Raw genomic sequence first — 17,186 nt, 5'->3', positions numbered from 1 at the left:
TTCAAGCCGGCATGGCGCGGATGCGTTGGATGAGCGCGTCGAGTTCGGCATCGGGACAAGCGTCGTAGCCCATGAACCAGCGCCAGAGCTTATCGTCCTCGCAATCCAGCAAGCGTAGGAAAACGCCGCGCTGGGCTTCGGAATCCTGCGCCCAGGCGCGGTCGAGGTAGCGGCCGAACAGCTGATCCAGCTCGCGCATGCCGCGGCGGCTGCGCCAGCGCAGGCGCCGCAGTTCGACGTCGTCAGTCATGACCGGTCTCCTGGCTCGGTGCCGCCTTCGCTTCGGTCCCTTTGCCCGGCCCCACGCATAAACCGATGTCTGGGTTACGGCTGCAGTAATCGACCATGAAGCGGGCGACCTCCGCGTCGCGCGCCTTCAGCACTTGCAGTGCGTCCCATAGCGCGGTTTCCATCGGCTCCACCGCCAGGACGCGAACTTCACCCGGCGCGCCGAGATTCGCCTTGACGATCTTTGGGAAGAACTTGTTGTCGACGTCGTCCTTGAAGCAGTTGGGCGGCTGCCCAGCCTCCAGGCGCCAGCGCGCGTAACATTCGGACTCGAAGCGCCCCGCGTCCGAGCGGACGTAGTCCAAGGCCTCGCGCAACTGGGCCACGCTCGCCGTCTTGGCCAAGCCCTGGGCCAGGGTTTCGTTCATGACCTCGCGCGGCGCATCGCGCAGGATGCGCGTGAGCATACGGTCATCGGGGTCGGCCGGCGGGTCGGCCGAGACCATGCGATCGAACAGCGCCAGCACCCGGCCCGTGGCCACGTAGTCGCGCGCCAGGCTTAGGCGCTCGTCGGCGGCGGCGGGCTCGGCCGCACAGACGCTACCGGCCCAGCCCGTCAAAACGCCCGCGAGGACGAATCGCATCGTGACGTTGCGCAGCGTGCGCGAGGACCGTGGCCGGGAGCCTCGAACCATCGCGGACGCGGCCCAGGTGTCGGCAGCCGAGACGGCGCGCGCGCCGTGCGCCCGCACCGCGGCCATGGCGTCGCCCTCAAGGCCGCTCATCGTCGTCTCCCGCCGCGCCATCCGCGCTTGTAGCCTGCTCGGCGGTGGCGTCCGCGCTGTATCCGCACATGCCCTCGCTCGGCTTGCGCTTGCAGTAGTCGGCCAGCTGCGCGGCGATTTCGGAGTCGCGCGAGGCCAGGTCGCGGGTGGAGGCATTCAAAGCAGTGACGATGGCATCGCCCTTGAGCAACTTGTTGACCAGGGGCCAGCCGGATTCGGTTTCGCCGTGCTCGGCCATGCGCAGGATTTGGGCCTTGCTGGCGCCGGCCTCGAGACAGGCTTGGTAGCCCTCGGCCGGCTGCGGCCAGCGCGACATGCAACCGAACTCGAGCCGGCCGATATCGCTCCTGGCGTGGGCCAGACCGGCCTTCAACACGTCGAGCGACGCATTGGCCGCAAGCGAGCGCGCCAACGAATCGGCGATGACATCGCGCGACATATCGCGCACGATGCGGCGCTTCATGGCCAGGTCGTCCGCGCTTTCCGGAGCGGCGGGATTGGCCGCCATGTAGTTGATCATGCCGTCCAGCAGGTCGACGAAGCGCGCGCTCACGACGTAGTCGCGCGCCACGCCCAACCGCTCGGCCGTCGCCTCCGCAGGCGCGGCCGACAGCGACCACGGCAGCGCCAGCGCCAGCGCCAGCAGACTCGACAGCGCGATCCTGGCGCGACGCGTGCGCGGGCGGCGTGGCTGGGTACGGTCAGTCATGGATGCGGCTCTCGGCGGTGGGCGTCGCCCCGCTGGGCGGGCGCAAGGATGGACATGGACCGGCTTGCGGTTGGCGAGCGCAGTAATCGTCGAAAAAACGGCGGGTATCGTCGTCGCTGGCCATCAGGGCGCGCAGCGCATCGGCGATGGCGCCCTGCATGCCCTGCGCCGCCAATTGGTACACCTGCCCAGGCACGCCCGACTGGGCTGCCACCACCTGCGCGAACAAGGGCTGCTGGTCCTCGTCGCTGCCGAAGCAGCCCTCGCCGCGCGCTCCGGCGAATGGCATGCGCGCGAAGCAGTCGGCCGCGAAACGGCCGGCGTCGGATCGGGCGTAGGCCGCGGCCTCGCGCAGTTGTTCGAGGCTGGCGCATTCGGCCAGGGCCACCGCCAGGGATTGCGCCAGGACCTCGCGCGGCATGGCGCGCACCGCGCGCGCGAGCCGCAGCCGATCGGCGTCGGCGTCCGGATCGGGCGGCGGCAGATGATCGAGGAAGCCGTGCGGCTTGGCGTTGGCGACATACTCGCGCGCCAGCGCCAGCCTATCGGTTTGGGCGTTGTCGGCGGCCGGAGCAGCCAGGCTCCAGAGCGCTGCGCCCAGGGCAAGCGCCAGCCACCCTCCGCGCCAGCCAGGGCCAGGTCGCGACGACATCGCGCCCGCATCCGAACTGGGGATCGAAGTCTTCATGCGCGCAACAGCCCCCAGGCCAGATAAGCCCACAGTGACCACAACGCCACGGCGCCGGCGACATAGACCGCGAATCGGTGCATGACCCGGTTGTAGCCGCAATGGATGGCGCTGTGGGCGACGCGCAGCGCCACGAAGCTCCAGGCCAGGCTCAATACGACCCGATCGCCCAGCGAGGTCATGGCCGCCACGGTCAGCGCCAGGTACAGCAGCACCGGCAGTTCGAACAGGTTGCGGAAATTGTCGGCGGCCGCGCTCTGAGTGAGCCGGGCGCTGGCCTGGGCCGAGGTCGCCACCGCCTGCGGGTGGATGCGCTCGCGCCGCATCTGGCCGATACGGACCACATACAGACGGATCCAGACCAGGCAGGTCAGCACCGCCATCGCGGCGGCGGGCAGGAACAACTGCTTGGGGTCCATCGCTCGCCTGTCGGTGTCGGGCTAGATGGGGATGGTAGCCGGGCTCGCGGAGCTGCGCTGCCCTCGCCCCGCAGGCGGGAGGGAGGGCAGGTCGCCGCGAACAGGCCGCTAGCGTCGCGTTTAGACGCGACGCGCCAGCATCAGCTTCTTGATCTCGCCGATCGCCTGCGCGGGGTTCAGACCCTTCGGGCAGGTGCGCGCGCAGTTCATGATGGTGTGGCAGCGGTAGAGCTTGAACGGATCTTCCAGGTCGTCCAGGCGCGCACCGGTGTCCTCGTCGCGCGAGTCGACGATCCAGCGGTAGGCCTGCAGCAGGATCGCCGGGCCGAGGTAACGATCGCCGTTCCACCAGTAGCTGGGGCAGCTGGTCGAGCAGCAGGCGCACAGGATGCACTCGTACAGGCCGTCGAGCTTCTTGCGGTCTTCCGGCGACTGCAGGCGCTCGCGATCGGACGGGGTCGCGCTCTGGGTGCGCAGCCAGGGCTTGATCGAGGCGTACTGGGCATAGAAGTGGGTCAGGTCCGGCACCAGATCCTTGACCACGTCCATATGCGGCAGCGGATAGATCGGCACCTCGGCCTTGCCGCAGTCCGCGATCGCGCGCGTGCAGGCCAGGGTGTTGGTGCCGTCGATGTTCATCGCGCAGGAACCGCAGATGCCCTCGCGGCAGGAGCGGCGGAACGTCAGGGTCGGATCGATCTCGTTCTTGATCTTGATCAAGGCGTCGAGAACCATCGGGCCGCAGGTCGCCAAGTCCACCTCGTAGGTGTCCACGCGCGGGTTCATGCCGTCGTCGGGGTTCCAGCGGTAGACCTTGAAGGTGCGCGGCTGCTTGGCGCCCGGCGTCGCCCAATGGCGGCCCTTCTGGATCTGCGAGTTCTTCGGTAGGGCGAATTCGGCCATGCTGGCAATCTCTCGGCTAGCGTCGGTACTGGGGTCGGGTGCGGTGCCGGCGCGCATTGCGGCGCGCGCCGTGTGGGCCGATCAGTACTTACGCTCCTTGGGCGGGACGTAGGCGACGTCGTCGGTGAGCGTGTAGTTGTGCACCGGGCGATAGTCGATGCTGGTCTTGCCGCTCTCATCGACGTAGCACAGCGTGTGCTTCTGCCACTGCTCGTCGTTGCGCGTCGGGAAGTCCTCGCGGGCGTGGGCGCCGCGCGACTCGGTGCGGTTCTCGGCCGAGACGATGGTAGCCAGGGCCTGACCGAGCAGGTTGGACAGCTCGTAAGTCTCGATCAGGTCCGAGTTCCAGATCAGCGAACGGTCGCTGACCTTGACGTCGGCGAACGAAGCGTGGATCTCGCGGATCTTGCGCACGCCGTCGCTGAGCGTCTCGCCGGTGCGGAACACCGCGGCGTCGGCCTGCATGGTGCGCTGCATCTTGTCGCGGATGACCGCGGTGGGCGTGCCGCCGTTGGCGTTGCGCAGCTTGTCCAGGCGCGCCAAGGCGACGTCGCAGGCGTCCGCGGCCAGACGCGGCTGCGGCGCGTCGGGCTTGACGGTCTCGGCGCAGCGGTTGGCGACCGCGCGGCCGAACACCACCAGGTCCAGCAGCGAGTTGGAACCCAGGCGGTTGGCGCCGTGCACCGACACGCAGGCCGCTTCGCCGATCGCGTACAGGCCCGGCACCACCGCATCGGGGTTGCCGTTCTTCAACTGCACGACTTCGCCGTGGTAGTTGGTCGGGATGCCGCCCATGTTGTAGTGGACGGTCGGAATGACCGGGATCGGCTCCTTCTCGACGTCGACGTTGGCGAAGATGCGCGCCGACTCGGCGATGCCCGGCAGCTTTTCGTGGATCACTTCCGGGCCCAGGTGGGTCAGGTCGAGCAGGATGTGGTCCTTGTGCTCGCCGACGCCGCGGCCTTCGCGGATCTCGATGGTCATCGAACGGCTGACCATGTCGCGCGGCGCCAGGTCCTTCACGCTGGGCGCGTAGCGCTCCATGAAGCGCTCGCCATTGCTGTTGCGCAGGATGCCGCCCTCGCCTCGCACGCCTTCGGTGATCAGGCAGCCGGCGCCGTAGATGCCGGTCGGGTGGAACTGCACGAACTCCATGTCCTGCAGGCCCAGGCCGGCGCGCAGCGCCATGCCGCCGCCGTCGCCGGTGCAGGTATGCGCCGAGGTCGCGGAGAAATAGGCGCGGCCGTAGCCGCCGGTCGCCAGCACCGTGCCCTGGGCGCGGAACAGGTGCAGCGTGCCCTCGGCCATGTCCAGGGCGAGCACGCCGCGGCAGGCGCCGTCGGCGTCCATGATCAGGTCGAGCGCGAAGTATTCGATGAAGAACTGCGCGTCGTGCGCCAGCGACTGCTGGTACAGGGTGTGCAGGATGGCGTGGCCGGTGCGGTCGGCGGCGGCGCAGGTGCGCTGGGCCGGCGGGCCTTCGCCGTACTTGGTGGTCATGCCGCCGAACGGGCGCTGGTAGATCTTGCCCTCTTCGGTGCGCGAGAACGGCACGCCCTGGTGTTCGAGTTCGATGATGGCCGGAATGGCCTCTTTGCACATGTACTCGATCGCGTCCTGATCGCCCAGCCAATCCGAACCCTTGACGGTATCGAAGAAGTGGTAGCGCCAGTCGTCCTCGCCCATGTTGGCGAGCGCGGCCGAGATGCCGCCCTGGGCGGCGACGGTGTGCGAGCGGGTCGGGAACACCTTGGTGATGCAGGCGGTCTTCAAGCCCTTCTGGGCCAGGCCGAAGGTGGCGCGCAGGCCGGCGCCGCCGGCGCCGACCACGATCATGTCGAACTTGTGTTCTTGAATCTTGTAAGCAGCGGCCACGGTCAGGCTCCCAGCGCGATGCGGATAACGGCGAGCACGCTAGCGAGCGCAGCGAGGACGCAAATGAAAACGACGGCCAGCTGCGATGCCAGCGCCAGCCCGTGGTGGCTCACGTAATCCTCGATGATCACCTGCAGGCCGAGCTTGGCGTGCCAGAACATCGCGACCAGGAACGCCACCAGCAGCACGGCGTTGCAGGGATTGGCGACCGAGGCGCGCACCGAGGCGTAGTCGCCGCCGATCCAGGAGATCACCAGGCCGAGCACGTACAGGCTCAGGAAGATCAGCGCGATCGCGGTGACGCGCTGGACCACGAAGTGATGGGTGCCGTCCTTCGCCGAGCCCAGACCGCGCGCGGTCTTGAGCGGATTGCGCAATTTGCCGCGGCCGCTCATGCGCCACCCCGCTGCATCATCGCGACCAACCAGATAATGGCGGTCAGCACCAGGCTGCCGATCACGCTGATCCAGCCGTTGCGCACGAAGCTCGCCACGCGGTAGGCGTAGCCGGCGTCCTGGACCAGGTGACGGATGCCGTTGATCAGGTGGTAGGCGAAGGCCCAGGTCCAGCCGAACAGGATCAGGAAGCCCAGCGGCGAGCGCGCGCAGGCGGTGAACTGGGCCCAGGCTTCGGGACCGGCCGCCAGCGCGACCAGCGCCCAGGCGATCAGGAGACCGCCGATGGCAAGGATGACACCGGTGGCCCGGTGCACGATCGAGGTCACCATTTGGATCTGCCAGGCGTAGACCTGCAGATGCGGTGACAAGGGGCGTTCGCGGTTCGCCATGAGCGATGGCTGTCTCGGCTGGGCGGCGGCGCCGCGTGGCAGGAAGGATCGGTGAGGTGTCGTGAAGGCGGGGCGTAGCTAGAAGTCGATGCAGCGGCCGTTTTTTTCCCAGTCGCCGTAACGGGTCGGTTCCGGACCCTCGCGACCGCCGTACTCCTTGCCCGGTGGCGCATCGCTGCCGGTGGCCGGAACGGAAGTCGTCGGAGCCTGGACCTGGGGGTCGGGCGCTGCTTCCGGGGTGGTTTCGCCTATCATCACAGCGTTAAATCTTAAGTCCCGCCCCCATGCATGACAACCCGCAGCCTTCGTCCGGACAGGCATTCGCCCTGCCCGGCCACCGCGTGATCGAGCTTTCCGGCCGCGACGCGGCGACGTTCGCGCAGGCGCAGTTCATGAACGATGTCAACGCCTTGGCCTCCGGCCAGTGGCAGTGGAGCGGCTGGTTGACGCCCAAAGGACGGGTCATCGCGCTGATGGCTTTACTGCGTCTGGCCGATGAACGGATTTGGCTGCTGTTGCCCGATGCCGACCCGGAATCGGTCGTAACTGCGCTGAAACGCTTCTTGTTCAGAAGCAAGACGACCATCGTCGTACGCGACGATCTGCGCGCGTTCGGGCACTACGCTGCGCCGCAGGCGGCCGTGGGTGCGACCCTGGCCGGCGAGGAGACGACGGGCGTGGAACTGGACTATCGCGGCGACGGCGACGGCGACGCGCGCGCGCTGCGCATCGCACCCGCGCAGGCGGCGGGCGCCGAAGACCCCGTCCAGGCCGCGCGCTGGGCCCTGGACGACCTGCGCCACGGCCTGCCCCGGCTGGGCCCGTCCCAGATCGAACAATGGACCCCGCAGCAGCTCTCGCTGGAGCGCCTGCGCGCCTTCAGCGTCAAGAAGGGCTGTTATCCGGGCCAGGAGATCGTGGCGCGCACGCATTTCCTGGGCAAGGCCAAACGTGGGCTGGCGCTGATCGAATCGCCGCACTCGGTGGCGGTCGGCGCCGAGCTGCGCTCGCACGATGCGGTGCTGGGCACGATCGCGGCCAGCGCCAGCGCAGGCGACCGCCACTTGGCCCTCGCGGTCGCGCCGTTGGAGCGTGCGGAAGGCGGACTCAGCCTGGACGGCCATGCGGTGGCCGAGATCGCATTGCTGGACGGCTTGGCGCGCTAGCCGCCCAATGCCGCGCGGCAACCTCCGGTAGAGGCGGCGCAAGCCGCGACCGCGCCGCCGCGTGTGGCGGCGATGCTATGCCTCAAGGTCGCGGCTTGTGAGCGTAGGAAATCCCTGCGGGACGCCGCTCTTGCACCCAAGCGCTGACGCTAGCGGACGGAGCGAGTCGCTCCGCCCACCGATGCCTCAGCCCGCGGCCAGCGTGTCCGCCGCGGCCACGATGTCGTCCTCGCCCGGAATCACCAGGAAGGCCGCGCCCGCGAGCGGGGTGTAGGTGTCCACGCCGACCACGCGTTGGAACGGACGCCCGCCGTAGCCGCCCTCAGCGATCGCGGTGATCACGCCCTCGCCCACGCCGGCGCTGCGCCGCCCTTCGTCGACCACGATGATGCGCTTGGCGGTGCGCGCCTGCTCGGCGATATAGGCGTCGTTGAGCGGCACCAGCCAGCGCAGATCGACCACACGGGTCTTCCAGCCGTGCTTGGCCTCGATCGCGCGCGCGGCGCGCAGGCTCATCGGCACGCCGTTGCCGTAGCTGAAGATCACCAGATCCTCGCCCTCCCCGTACACCCGGCCCTCGCCCAGCGTCATCGCCTGGTCGGGTTGCGGGTACGCGGTCAGCCAGGCGCCGTCGCCCGGCTCGTACAGATCCTTGGTCATGTACAGCGCGATCGGCTCCAGGAACACCGCCACGCGCCCGTCGACCTTGGCCAGCGCGGTCAGGGTGCGCAGCATGGTGGCGGCGTCGTCGCCGCGCGAGGGGCAGCCGACCACCAGGCCCGGAATGTCGCGCAGTGCGGTGATCGAGTTGTCGTTGTGGAAGTGGCCGCCGAAACCGCGCTGGTAGCCCAGGCCGGCGATGCGCACCACCATCGGATTGCGGTACTGGTTGTTGCTGAAGAACTGCAGCGAGGCCGCTTCGCCGCGGATCTGGTCGCAGGCGTTGTGAAAATACGCCAGGTACTGGATCTCGGGGATCGGCAGCAGTCCGACGTTGGCGAAGCCCTGGGCCATGCCCAGGATCATGGTTTCGTCGAGCAGCGTGTTGAACACGCGGCGCGGGCCGAAGGCCTTCTGCAGGCCCTTGGTGACGGTGTAGACGCCGCCCTTCTGGGCCACGTCCTCGCCGAACAGCAGGGTCTCGGGGTACTTGGCGAAGATGTCGTGCAGGGCGTTGTTGATCTGGATCGCCAGATGCCGCGGCGGCTGGTTCTCGGGCAGCTTGGCCTCGCCGCCGAACACCTCCAGGCGGCGCGGCGCGTAATCGGCGCGCTGGGCTTCCTGCGCGACCGCGGCCGGCGTGTACGGCGCCAGCGGCGCGATCACTTCGGCGAGTTGGTCGAGCTTGGGCCGGCGGTCGGCTTCCTCGGCCGCGGCGAAGCAGCGCTTGCGCGTGGCCTCGTAGAGTTCGAGCACTTCGTCGCGCGACATCAGGCCCGACTCCAGCGCGATCGCCGCCGACCGCAGCAACGGGTCGCTGGCTTCGACCGCGCACAGTTCCTCGATCGAACGCCATTCGATCTCGAAGTCGGTGCCGGCGTGGCCCATGATGCGGGTGGTGCGCAGGTGCAGGAAGGTCGGGCGGCGGCTGCGGCGGCAATGCTCGACCGCGCGCTGCACGTCGGCGTAGCCGCTGGCCAGGTCGAGGCCGTCGGCGGCGAAATAGTCCAGGCCGTCCATGTTGCGGAAGCGATTGCCGATCCAGCCGCCCGGGGTTTTCACCGAGATGCCGATGCCGTTGTCCTCGCACACGAACAGCACCGGCGCCGGCAGCTTCTGGTAGGCGGTCCAGGCCGCGGCGTTGAACGCGGTCTGGGCGGTGGCGTGATTGGCCGAGGCATCGCCGAAAGAGCAGATCGCGATGCTGTCGTCGGGGATCGGCAGCGCATGGCCGAGGCGGCGACCGGTTTCGATCGCCACCGCCGTGCCCAGCGCCTTGGGCAGGTGCGAGGCGATGGTCGAGGTCTGCGGCAGCACCCACAAGGGCTTGCTGCCCCAGACCTTGTGACGGCCGCCGGAAGCCGGATCGTCCTTGCTGGCCGCGAACGACAGCGCCGAGTCCATCACCGGGTCCATGCCCGGCAGCTTGCGGAAGCGCTCGGCCATGAAGCCGCCGCTGCGGTAATGCAGGAAGGCCGGATCGGTATGGCGGGTCAGGCGGGCGACCATCGCGTTGCCTTCGTGGCCGCTGGAGCCGATGGTGTAGAAGACCTTGTTCTGCACGCGCAGCACGCGCGCCATTAGATCCAGATGGCGGCTGATCAGCTGCGATTCGAACAGCTCGCGAAAGCCTTGCGCGTCCAGCGCGCTGCCGTCCAGCACCGCCTCGTGGGCGGCCGGGCGCGCGTCGGCGTGGCCGCTCCAGGCTTTGACGAACTCGACGAAGTTGAGGTCGCAGATCTCGGCCCGGTTGAGGCCCTTCATGCGTGCCGGGATCGGGCTGGGCACGGCATTGAAGTGGGGGACGCTGCTGAAGATCGAAGACTGCGCTTGCGCTGACATCGTGAGGCTCCGCCGCCCCGGGGGCCGGCTAGTCGTAGGGGGAATCGGGTCGTTTAGTCGCGGATCGTGTTCATGGGGTCTGCGCGATGAGCTCGGCGGCGACCGCGTCGGGCTCGGGCAAGGCGACGAAGCCCGGCGTCGCGCGCACGCGCGCCAGCCAGGACCGCAGCGCCGGGTACGGCGTGAGATCGACGCCGCCGTGGCCGGCGACATCGGTGTAGGCGAACAAGGCGATATCGGCGATGCCGTAGCGCCCGGCGCTGAACCAGTCGTGCTCGCGCAGGTGGGTTTCCATCACCTGCAGGGCCGCGTGCGAACGTTCGCGCAGGCGCGGCAGTTCGGCGCGCCGCGGCGACTCCAGCGGCGTCCAGCCGGCGATGAAACGCGCGACCGCGACATAGGGTTCGTGGCTGTATTGCTCGAAGTTCATCCAGCTCAAGGTCTGCGCGCGCTCCCACCTGTCGTCGGACAGGAACGACGTGCCGTCGGCCAGGTAGTACAGGATCGCGTTCGACTCGCTGAGCGTGCGCCCGTCCTCGAGTTCGATCACCGGTACCTTGCCGTTCGGATTCAAGGCCAGGAACTGCGGCGTGCGGGTCTGGCCGCGGCTGCTGTCGACCTCGACCCAGCGATACGGCTGGCCCAGTTGCTCCAGCAACAGCTTGAGCTTGTGGCAGTTGCCCGAGGGCGAGAAACCGTGGATCGCGATCATGCCGGCGCCTGCGCGCGACGCGCGCGCCATTGCTCGCGGCTCTGGCCCCAGATCTCGATGTCCTTGTCGTCGAACGGCGCCGGCAGACGGTCCTGGCGCAGGTAGCGCGAGCCCAGCTTGGCGGCCACGCCCTTGGAGCCGAGGTTGCCGGTGTCGATGCTGTGGATCACTTCGCTCCAGCCCAGGTGCTCGAAGGCCCAGTCGATGGCCGCGGTCGCGCCTTCGGTCGCATAGCCCTTGCCGCCTTCGCTTTCGATGATGCCCCAACCCACTTCGGGACCGGGCCAGCCCTCGGGCTGCCACGGGCCGAGCCGGCCGATCCAGCGCCCGGAGGATTTCTCGAACACCGAGAAGAAGCCGTAGCCCATCGCCGCCCAGGAGCCGATCACCGACATCAGCGAACGCCAGGCCGGCGAGCGCGCCTGCGGCCCGCCGAGGTAGCGCAGATAGTCGCCGCCGCCGGCCATGAAGGCCGCCCAATCCTCGAAATCGTCCAAGCGCGGCGGGCGCAGTAGCAACCGCGGCGTTTCCAGTTCGATGTCGGGGATGGTCATCACGGATCGGCTCTCCTGCTGAGCGTGCCATCGCTAGCGGTATGCAAGCCCCTCTCTTGCCGGGAGAGGGGTTGGGGTGAGGCCGCTCCTAAGCTTGCGACTTGCGCCGTCGTTGCCTTGGCGCGGGCCCTCATCCGGCCCTGCGGGCCACCTTCTCCCGCGCCGCGGGAGCAGGGAAACTCGTTAGAACGCGTTGATGCCCGTCAGCTCGCGACCGACCACCAACTGGTGAATCGTCTCGGTGCCTTCGTAGGTGATCACCGACTCCAGGTTCAGCGCGTGTCGGATCGCGGCGTGCTCGGTGGTGATGCCGGCGCCGCCGAGCAGGTCGCGGCATTCGCGCGCGATGTCGATGGCCATCCGGCAGTTGTTCCACTTGGCCAGCGAGACCTGGGTGGGCTGCATCTGGCCGGCGTCCTTGAGGCGGCCGAGCTGGACCACCAGCAACTGCGCCAGGGTGATGCGGCGCGCCATCTCGGCCATCTTGATCTGCGCCGACTGGGTCGCCGCGACCGGACGGTCGAACAGGATGCGTTCCTTGCTGTAGTTCAAGGCCTCGTCCAGGCAGGCGATGGCCGCGCCGATCGGGCCCCAGGTGATGCCGTAGCGGGCCTGGGTCAGGCAGCCCAGCGGGCCCTTGAGGCCCTTCACGTTGGGCAGGCGGTTGGCCTCGGGCACGCGCACGTTGTCGAAGAACAGCGACGAGGTCACCGACGCGCGCAGGCTCATCTTGTGCTTGATTTCCTGGGCCGCGAAACCGGCCATGCCCTTCTCGACCACGAAGCCCTGGATGCCGTCCTCGGTCTGCGCCCAGACGATCGCGATGTCGGCCAGGTTGCCGTTGGTGATCCACATTTTGGAGCCGTTGAGCACCCAGTCGCCGCCGTCCTTCTTGGCGTGGGTCTTCATGTTGGCCGGATCGGAACCGCCGTGCGGCTCGGTGAGGCCGAAGCAGCCGATGATCTCGCCGCGGGCCATGCCCGGCAGCCAGCGCTGGCGCTGCTCTTCGCTGCCGTAGGCGTAGATCGGGTACATGCACAGCGAGGACTGCACGCTGACGAAACTGCGAATGCCGCTGTCGCCGCGCTCGAGTTCCTGGCAGATCAGGCCGTAACTGACCGCGTTGAGGCCGGCGCAGCCGTATTGCTCGGGCAGCGAGGAGCCCAGCAGGCCGAGGTCGGCGATCTCCGACACCAGTTCCTTGGGGAAACGGCCCTGGTCGAAGGCGTCGCCGATGATCGGGATCACGCGCTCGTCGGTGAAGCGGGCCACGGTGTCCTGGACGGCGCGCTCCTCTTCGGTGAGCAGGGAACGGACGTCGTACAGATCGTAGGGATGCAGGGCCATGGCGCGCTCAGGAGACCGTAGGAACGGAAAGACCGCCATTGTACTGGCCGCGCCCGGTCCGGGGTAAACCCGCGCTGCGCGCGCTCAAGCCCGCATGTAAGCGTTATCAGGCCGGTCGGCGCTAGCGCTGCGCCGATACAGTGCACCCAAAAAGAAACGGGGCCGGATAGCCGGCCCCGTTCGGTTGCGCTGGATGGCCGCGGGCCATGCCCGCGCGCGCACTCAGCCGCGTTCGTTGCCCGCGCCGGCCGAGGCGGTCTGGGTCACGACCTTGCCGTCGATCACCGGCAACTGCTGGCCCGGACGCTCGTCCATGCGCACGGTCTGCTCCTGGCCCTGGTAACGGTAGGTCACGTCGTAGCCGACCACCTTGTTCTCGTCGCCCAGGGCGATGCGGTTGCCCGGCTTGCTGCCGGTGCGCATGGTGCCGGTGGTGCCGTCGGGATTGCGGTAGGTCACGTTGTAGGCGACCACGCGGGTGGACTGCGAGGTCTCCGACACGGTGTGGCACTGGCGCTCGGTGCGGTTCACGACCTTGCCGCCGACGTGGTTGCGGTCGACGCGGTTGCCGATGTAGCCGCCGGCGGCGGCGCCGGCCACGGTCGCCGCCTTCTTGCCGTTGCCGCCGCCGATCTGGTTGCCGACCAGGCCGCCGATCAGGGCGCCGGCGACCGTGCCGCCGACGTTGCCGTCGCGCTCGGGCAGGCGCTCCTGCACGACCACGTCCTCGCAGACTTCGCGCGGGGTCGAGGCGGTGCTGGTCTCGCGCACCGGGTCGGTGCCGATCACGGTGGCGTACAGCTTTTCCTTCTGGTTGATCGGCTTGACGTTGACGACGTCGGCGTAATCGACTTCCGGCTTGGCGGTGGTGGCGATCGCGCCGTTCGCGGCGATGTCGCCCTCGGCGGCAGCCGCGGCGTCGGCGCTGGTCAGCGCCGTGGTCGGGGCGGCCGAGCCGTTGCCACGGAAGCTCTGGAACGCGGCGACGGCGACGCCGCCTACGAGCAGCGAAGCGAGCGCTACAGCCAACATGTTCTTGTTCATCGTGAGCCTCCTGCAGTGAAGCGAATTGGTGCGGGACGAGCCGCGGGTGTGGACGGCGCCATTGCACCACTCGAAACCTGAACGAGCACCTATTGAAATCGGCAAAACTGTCCCCTGCATGAACCCGTCGCGACGACGTGCTAGCGTGTTTGCAACGCGTGTCACACCCCTGGTGAGTCCATGGCCAATCCCCTGCTCGCTCCTTTGATGGGCTTCCTCGGACGCCTGAGTTATCCGCGGCTGTTCATGCTGACCGCGGTCCTGTTCGGCCTGGATCTGGTGATCCCGGACCTGGTGCCGTTCGCGGACGAATTGCTGCTGGGCCTGGGCACCTTGCTGCTGGCCAACTGGAAGAAGCGCAAAGCGCCGCTGGAGCCGCCCGCCCCGCCCGCGCGCTGAACCGTGGTGGCGCTGGTCGACAGCCACAGTCATCTGGACGCGGCCGAGTTCGACCCCGACCGCGATCGAGTCGTGGCGCGCGCACGCGCCGCCGGGGTGACCCGGCAGGTGGTGCCGGCGGTCGATGCCGCCGGCTGGCCCAAGCTGCGCGAGGTCTGCGCGCGCGATCCGGGGCTGTATCCGGCCTACGGGCTGCATCCGATGTATCTGGCGTCGCACCGGCCCGAGCACCTGCGCGAACTCGGCGACTGGATCGAGCGCGAGCGCCCGCTGGCGGTCGGCGAATGCGGGCTGGACTACTTCGTCGAAGACCTGGACCCGCAAGCGCAGTCGCTGTACTTCGACGGTCAGCTGCGGCTGGCGCGCGACTTCGATCTGCCGGTGATCGTGCATGCGCGGCGCGCGGTGGACGCGGTGATCGCGGCGATCCGCCGCTGCGGCCCGCTGCGCGGCGTGGTGCACAGCTATTCGGGCAGCGAGGAACAGGCGCGGCAGTTGTGGAAGGCCGGCTTCCTGCTGGGTCTGGGCGGGCCGGTCACCTACGAACGCGCGAATCGTTTGCGTAGGCTGGCGGCGAGCATGCCGATCGAGCACCTGCTGCTGGAAACCGACGCACCCGACCAGCCCGACGCGGGCATCCGCGGGCAACGCAACGAGCCGGCACGATTGGCGACGGTGCGCGACACCATCGCGGGCTTGCGCGGGATCGATGCCGACGAACTCGCGCGCGCGACCTGCGCGAATGCGGAGCGGTTGTTTCGCTTGCCCGCCGCAAGCGTCGGATAAGGCGATCGCGGCCGCCTTGGGGTAGGAGCGGCGCAAGCCGCGACCGCGCCACCGCATAAGCCGACGCCATCGCGGTCACTCGAAATCGTTGTGACTCGCGCGGCAAGCGCTATGTCACGGTCGCGGCTTGCGCCGCTCCTACCCGAGCAAGCGGCGCTAAGACGCCGGCTTGGGCTTCAGCAATATCTCCAACGCCCGCCCCACCGCCGCGAACGCGAAGGCGCCGGTGATATGGGTGGCCGCGCCCAGGCCGGCGCCGCAGTCGAGCTTGAGCGCGGCGTCCGCGTCCAGCTTGGGGCGCAGGCCGCAGACGGTGCCGTCGGCCTGCGGATACTTGACGTTCTCCAGCGAGTAGATCGCCGAGACGCCGAAGTAGCGGTCCGGATTTTTGGGGAAGTTGAACTCGCCGCGCAGCTTCTTGCGGATCAGGGCCAGCATCGCGTCGTGCTCGGTGCGCGACAGGTCGCGCACGCGCACCAGGGTCGCGTCGGTGCGCCCGCCAGCGGAACCCACCGCGATCACCGGCCGCTTGCGGCGGCGACACCAGGCGATCAACTCGACCTTGCTGCGGAAACTGTCGCAGGCGTCCAGCACCAGGTCGTAGTCGCGGTCCAGCAGTTCGTCCAGATTGGACGGGGTCAGAAAGCTCTGCACCGCGTCCAGGCCGATTTCCGGATTGATCGCGCGGCAACGCTCGGCCATGACCTCGACCTTGGGGCGGCCGTAGTGGCCGTCCATGGCCGGCAACTGCCGATTGGTGTTGGAAAGGCACAAATCGTCTGCATCGATCAGGGTCAGATGGCCGACGCCGCTGCGCGCCAGGGCCTCCACCGCCCACGAGCCCACGCCGCCCATCCCGACCACGGCGACGCGGCAGCGGGACAGCCGGGCGACGGTGCCGGTGCCGTAAAGCCGGTCGATGCCGGCGAAGCGCTCCCGCCATGCGGGCGCCAGGGTGTTTTCGCTCATGCGCGCATTGTACGGGCGCGCCGCGTCGGGCCTGATGGCGGAACGCGCAACGCTGCGTGCTAAGGTTCGGCCATCTTGGATGGAGGCCAGGCAATGAACGATACCCAGCCCAACACCGTCGCCGCCCCGCGTAAGGGCAACGGCAGGAAGTACCTGTTCCTGTTCCTGATCGGCCTGGTCATGGGCGCGATCGGCACGGTGATGCTGATGCGCGCGTGGCAGGCGCGCCAGGACCCCTTCCCCGACAGCGTGATGCACGTGCAGGCCTGGCACCTGAAGCAGTTGGAGAGCCGGGTGCAGGAGAACCGCTGCGCGGCCACCGACACCCTGCCCCACGTCAAGGCGCTGCGCACCACCGGCGACGACCTGGAATGGGCCTTCCCCGACCTCAAGGACGACGCCCGTTTCACTGGCCACGCGAGCAAATTCCGCGCGACCCTGGACAGCGCGCTGGCGAGTCCGCCGCTCAATTGCGCGGGCGTAGGCACGATGAACAAGCAGATCCAGGATGCCTGCGGCGCCTGTCACCAGGACTTCAAGGGCTGAGCGAGGCCGCCAGCCCCGCCGCAAGCTGAACATCGCGTCGCGGCACAGGAACGGTTGATCGGCTGTTCACGCGGAGCCGCCTAGTTTGGAGGGCGCGTGGCGAGGTACGCCACTCGCCCCTCCATCCGCAGGAGATCCGAATGAATACCCAGAATCTACGTCTGCTCGGCATCGCCGCGGCCGCCACCCTGGCCTTGGCCGGTTGCGCCACGGGACCGGGCTACTCCTCCGGTTACGGCAACCCGCAGCCCAGCTACGGCAATGCCCCGGCCAACTGCTACGACTGCGGCACCGTGACCCGGATCGAGCAGCTGGCCGGCGGCTCCGCGCCCAGCAAGACCGGCGCCGTGCTCGGCGGTATCGTCGGCGCGGTCGCCGGCCATGAAATCTCGTCCCACACCGGCGGCAGCAAGGGCAACCAGAACGTCGCCGCGGTGGCCGGCGCGGTCGGCGGCGCGATCGCCGGCAATGCGATCCAGAACCGCACCGACGGCGGCCGTTTCAACGTCTACGTACGCATGGACGACGGCCGCACCACGGTGGTCACCCAGAACGATCTGGGCGGCATTCGCGAAGGCAGCTACGTACGCGTCTACAACGGCCGCGCCTCGGTGCGCTGAGCCCCGGCGTCGCGAACACGAAGGCGGCCCGCTACGGCGGGCCGCCTTTTTTGCGCCTGAAGCGCTAGCACGACGCCCACCTCGATGCTGCACAGCAGCATCGGCAGCCGATCGCCACACTGCAACGGCAGTCACGATTGCGTCGCG

The 17,186-nt window shown here is 68.7% G+C and carries 21 protein-coding genes; 5 read left to right on the top strand and 16 right to left on the bottom strand.

Going from position 1 to position 17,186, the window contains the following annotated elements:
* Position 1: 1 nt before the first annotated feature.
* From ASE43_RS00925 to ASE43_RS20960, 10 genes are all read right to left on the bottom strand, one after another.
* Positions 2-250 (bottom strand): succinate dehydrogenase assembly factor 2, encoded by a 249-nt coding sequence (locus ASE43_RS00925; RefSeq protein WP_056174303.1) that lies wholly within the window; start codon positions 248-250, stop codon positions 2-4.
* Positions 243-1,013 (bottom strand): hypothetical protein, encoded by a 771-nt coding sequence (locus ASE43_RS00920; RefSeq protein ID WP_057159166.1) that lies wholly within the window; start codon positions 1,011-1,013, stop codon positions 243-245. Before ASE43_RS00920 ends, ASE43_RS00925 begins: the two co-directional genes overlap by 8 nt.
* On the bottom strand, positions 1,000-1,722 hold the full coding sequence (locus ASE43_RS00915; RefSeq protein WP_057159165.1) for a hypothetical protein: 723 nt from the start codon (positions 1,720-1,722) through the stop codon (positions 1,000-1,002). Before ASE43_RS00915 ends, ASE43_RS00920 begins: the two co-directional genes overlap by 14 nt.
* Entirely contained in the window at positions 1,715-2,410 is a 696-nt protein-coding gene (locus ASE43_RS00910) for a hypothetical protein (protein ID WP_157499600.1), read from the bottom strand. The genes ASE43_RS00915 and ASE43_RS00910 overlap by 8 nt, the downstream gene beginning before the upstream one ends.
* Positions 2,407-2,829, bottom strand: coding sequence for an MAPEG family protein (locus tag ASE43_RS00905; protein WP_057159163.1), 423 nt, complete (start codon positions 2,827-2,829; stop codon positions 2,407-2,409). The genes ASE43_RS00910 and ASE43_RS00905 overlap by 4 nt, the downstream gene beginning before the upstream one ends.
* Positions 2,830-2,949: 120 nt before the next feature.
* Entirely contained in the window at positions 2,950-3,732 is a 783-nt protein-coding gene (locus ASE43_RS00900; protein WP_056174292.1) for a succinate dehydrogenase iron-sulfur subunit, read from the bottom strand.
* Between the two features lie 81 nt (positions 3,733-3,813).
* Positions 3,814-5,568: a succinate dehydrogenase flavoprotein subunit gene (gene sdhA, locus ASE43_RS00895; protein WP_056176540.1), complete on the bottom strand. Its 1,755-nt coding sequence runs from the start codon at positions 5,566-5,568 to the stop codon at positions 3,814-3,816.
* 41 nt (positions 5,569-5,609) lie between these two features.
* The gene (gene sdhD, locus ASE43_RS00890; RefSeq protein ID WP_057159162.1) at positions 5,610-6,002 is read right to left on the bottom strand and encodes a succinate dehydrogenase, hydrophobic membrane anchor protein; all 393 of its coding nucleotides are present in this window, start codon (positions 6,000-6,002) and stop codon (positions 5,610-5,612) included.
* Positions 5,999-6,394: a succinate dehydrogenase, cytochrome b556 subunit gene (gene sdhC / locus ASE43_RS00885; RefSeq protein WP_056174288.1), complete on the bottom strand. Its 396-nt coding sequence runs from the start codon at positions 6,392-6,394 to the stop codon at positions 5,999-6,001. The genes sdhD and sdhC overlap by 4 nt, the downstream gene beginning before the upstream one ends.
* Before the next feature lie 78 nt (positions 6,395-6,472).
* Entirely contained in the window at positions 6,473-6,649 is a 177-nt protein-coding gene (locus ASE43_RS20960; protein ID WP_082576252.1) for a DUF1674 domain-containing protein, read from the bottom strand.
* Positions 6,650-6,678: 29 nt separating this feature from the next.
* Between ASE43_RS20960 and ASE43_RS00880 the strand changes: the two genes are divergently transcribed.
* A complete protein-coding gene (locus ASE43_RS00880) occupies positions 6,679-7,560 on the top strand; it encodes a folate-binding protein YgfZ (protein ID WP_057159161.1) in 882 nt (293 codons plus the stop codon).
* A 186-nt stretch (positions 7,561-7,746) separates the two neighbouring features.
* On the opposite strand, the gene ASE43_RS00875 is transcribed toward ASE43_RS00880, so the two are convergent.
* From ASE43_RS00875 to ASE43_RS00855, 5 genes are all read right to left on the bottom strand, one after another.
* The gene (locus tag ASE43_RS00875) at positions 7,747-10,062 is read right to left on the bottom strand and encodes a thiamine pyrophosphate-dependent enzyme (RefSeq protein ID WP_057159160.1); all 2,316 of its coding nucleotides are present in this window, start codon (positions 10,060-10,062) and stop codon (positions 7,747-7,749) included.
* A 70-nt stretch (positions 10,063-10,132) separates the two neighbouring features.
* A complete protein-coding gene (locus tag ASE43_RS00870; RefSeq protein WP_057159810.1) occupies positions 10,133-10,774 on the bottom strand; it encodes a glutathione S-transferase family protein in 642 nt (213 codons plus the stop codon).
* Positions 10,771-11,328: a GNAT family N-acetyltransferase gene (locus ASE43_RS00865; RefSeq protein ID WP_057159159.1), complete on the bottom strand. Its 558-nt coding sequence runs from the start codon at positions 11,326-11,328 to the stop codon at positions 10,771-10,773. The genes ASE43_RS00870 and ASE43_RS00865 overlap by 4 nt, the downstream gene beginning before the upstream one ends.
* Positions 11,329-11,511: 183 nt before the next feature.
* Complete coding sequence (locus ASE43_RS00860; RefSeq protein WP_056174279.1) at positions 11,512-12,675, bottom strand: acyl-CoA dehydrogenase family protein; 1,164 nt, start codon at positions 12,673-12,675, stop codon at positions 11,512-11,514.
* 222 nt (positions 12,676-12,897) lie between these two features.
* Positions 12,898-13,719 (bottom strand): glycine zipper 2TM domain-containing protein, encoded by an 822-nt coding sequence (locus ASE43_RS00855; protein WP_056174277.1) that lies wholly within the window; start codon positions 13,717-13,719, stop codon positions 12,898-12,900.
* A 180-nt stretch (positions 13,720-13,899) separates the two neighbouring features.
* Between ASE43_RS00855 and ASE43_RS00850 the strand changes: the two genes are divergently transcribed.
* Both ASE43_RS00850 and ASE43_RS00845 read left to right on the top strand, forming a co-directional pair.
* Complete coding sequence (locus ASE43_RS00850; protein WP_056174275.1) at positions 13,900-14,118, top strand: DUF6116 family protein; 219 nt, start codon at positions 13,900-13,902, stop codon at positions 14,116-14,118.
* A gap of 3 nt (positions 14,119-14,121) precedes the next feature.
* Positions 14,122-14,904 carry a TatD family hydrolase gene (locus tag ASE43_RS00845; RefSeq protein ID WP_157499599.1) on the top strand — a complete coding sequence of 261 codons (783 nt, stop codon included), beginning with the start codon at positions 14,122-14,124 and terminating at the stop codon, positions 14,902-14,904.
* 156 nt (positions 14,905-15,060) lie between these two features.
* Here ASE43_RS00845 and ASE43_RS00840 read toward each other — a convergent pair whose 3' ends face one another.
* The gene (locus tag ASE43_RS00840; protein WP_157499675.1) at positions 15,061-15,858 is read right to left on the bottom strand and encodes a tRNA threonylcarbamoyladenosine dehydratase; all 798 of its coding nucleotides are present in this window, start codon (positions 15,856-15,858) and stop codon (positions 15,061-15,063) included.
* 108 nt (positions 15,859-15,966) lie between these two features.
* Between ASE43_RS00840 and ASE43_RS00835 the strand changes: the two genes are divergently transcribed.
* Positions 15,967-16,419, top strand: a complete 453-nt coding sequence (locus tag ASE43_RS00835; protein WP_056174270.1) for a hypothetical protein — start codon at positions 15,967-15,969, stop codon at positions 16,417-16,419.
* 140 nt (positions 16,420-16,559) lie between these two features.
* Entirely contained in the window at positions 16,560-17,039 is a 480-nt protein-coding gene (locus ASE43_RS00830) for a glycine zipper 2TM domain-containing protein (RefSeq protein ID WP_056174267.1), read from the top strand.
* The last annotated feature ends 147 nt before the right edge of the window (positions 17,040-17,186 follow it).

It is taken from the genome of Lysobacter sp. Root983 (assembly GCF_001429345.1).
Lineage (GTDB): Bacteria > Pseudomonadota > Gammaproteobacteria > Xanthomonadales > Xanthomonadaceae > Lysobacter.
The sequence above is the reverse complement of the archived record's forward strand: the minus strand, read 5'-3'. Positions and strand labels throughout refer to the sequence as shown.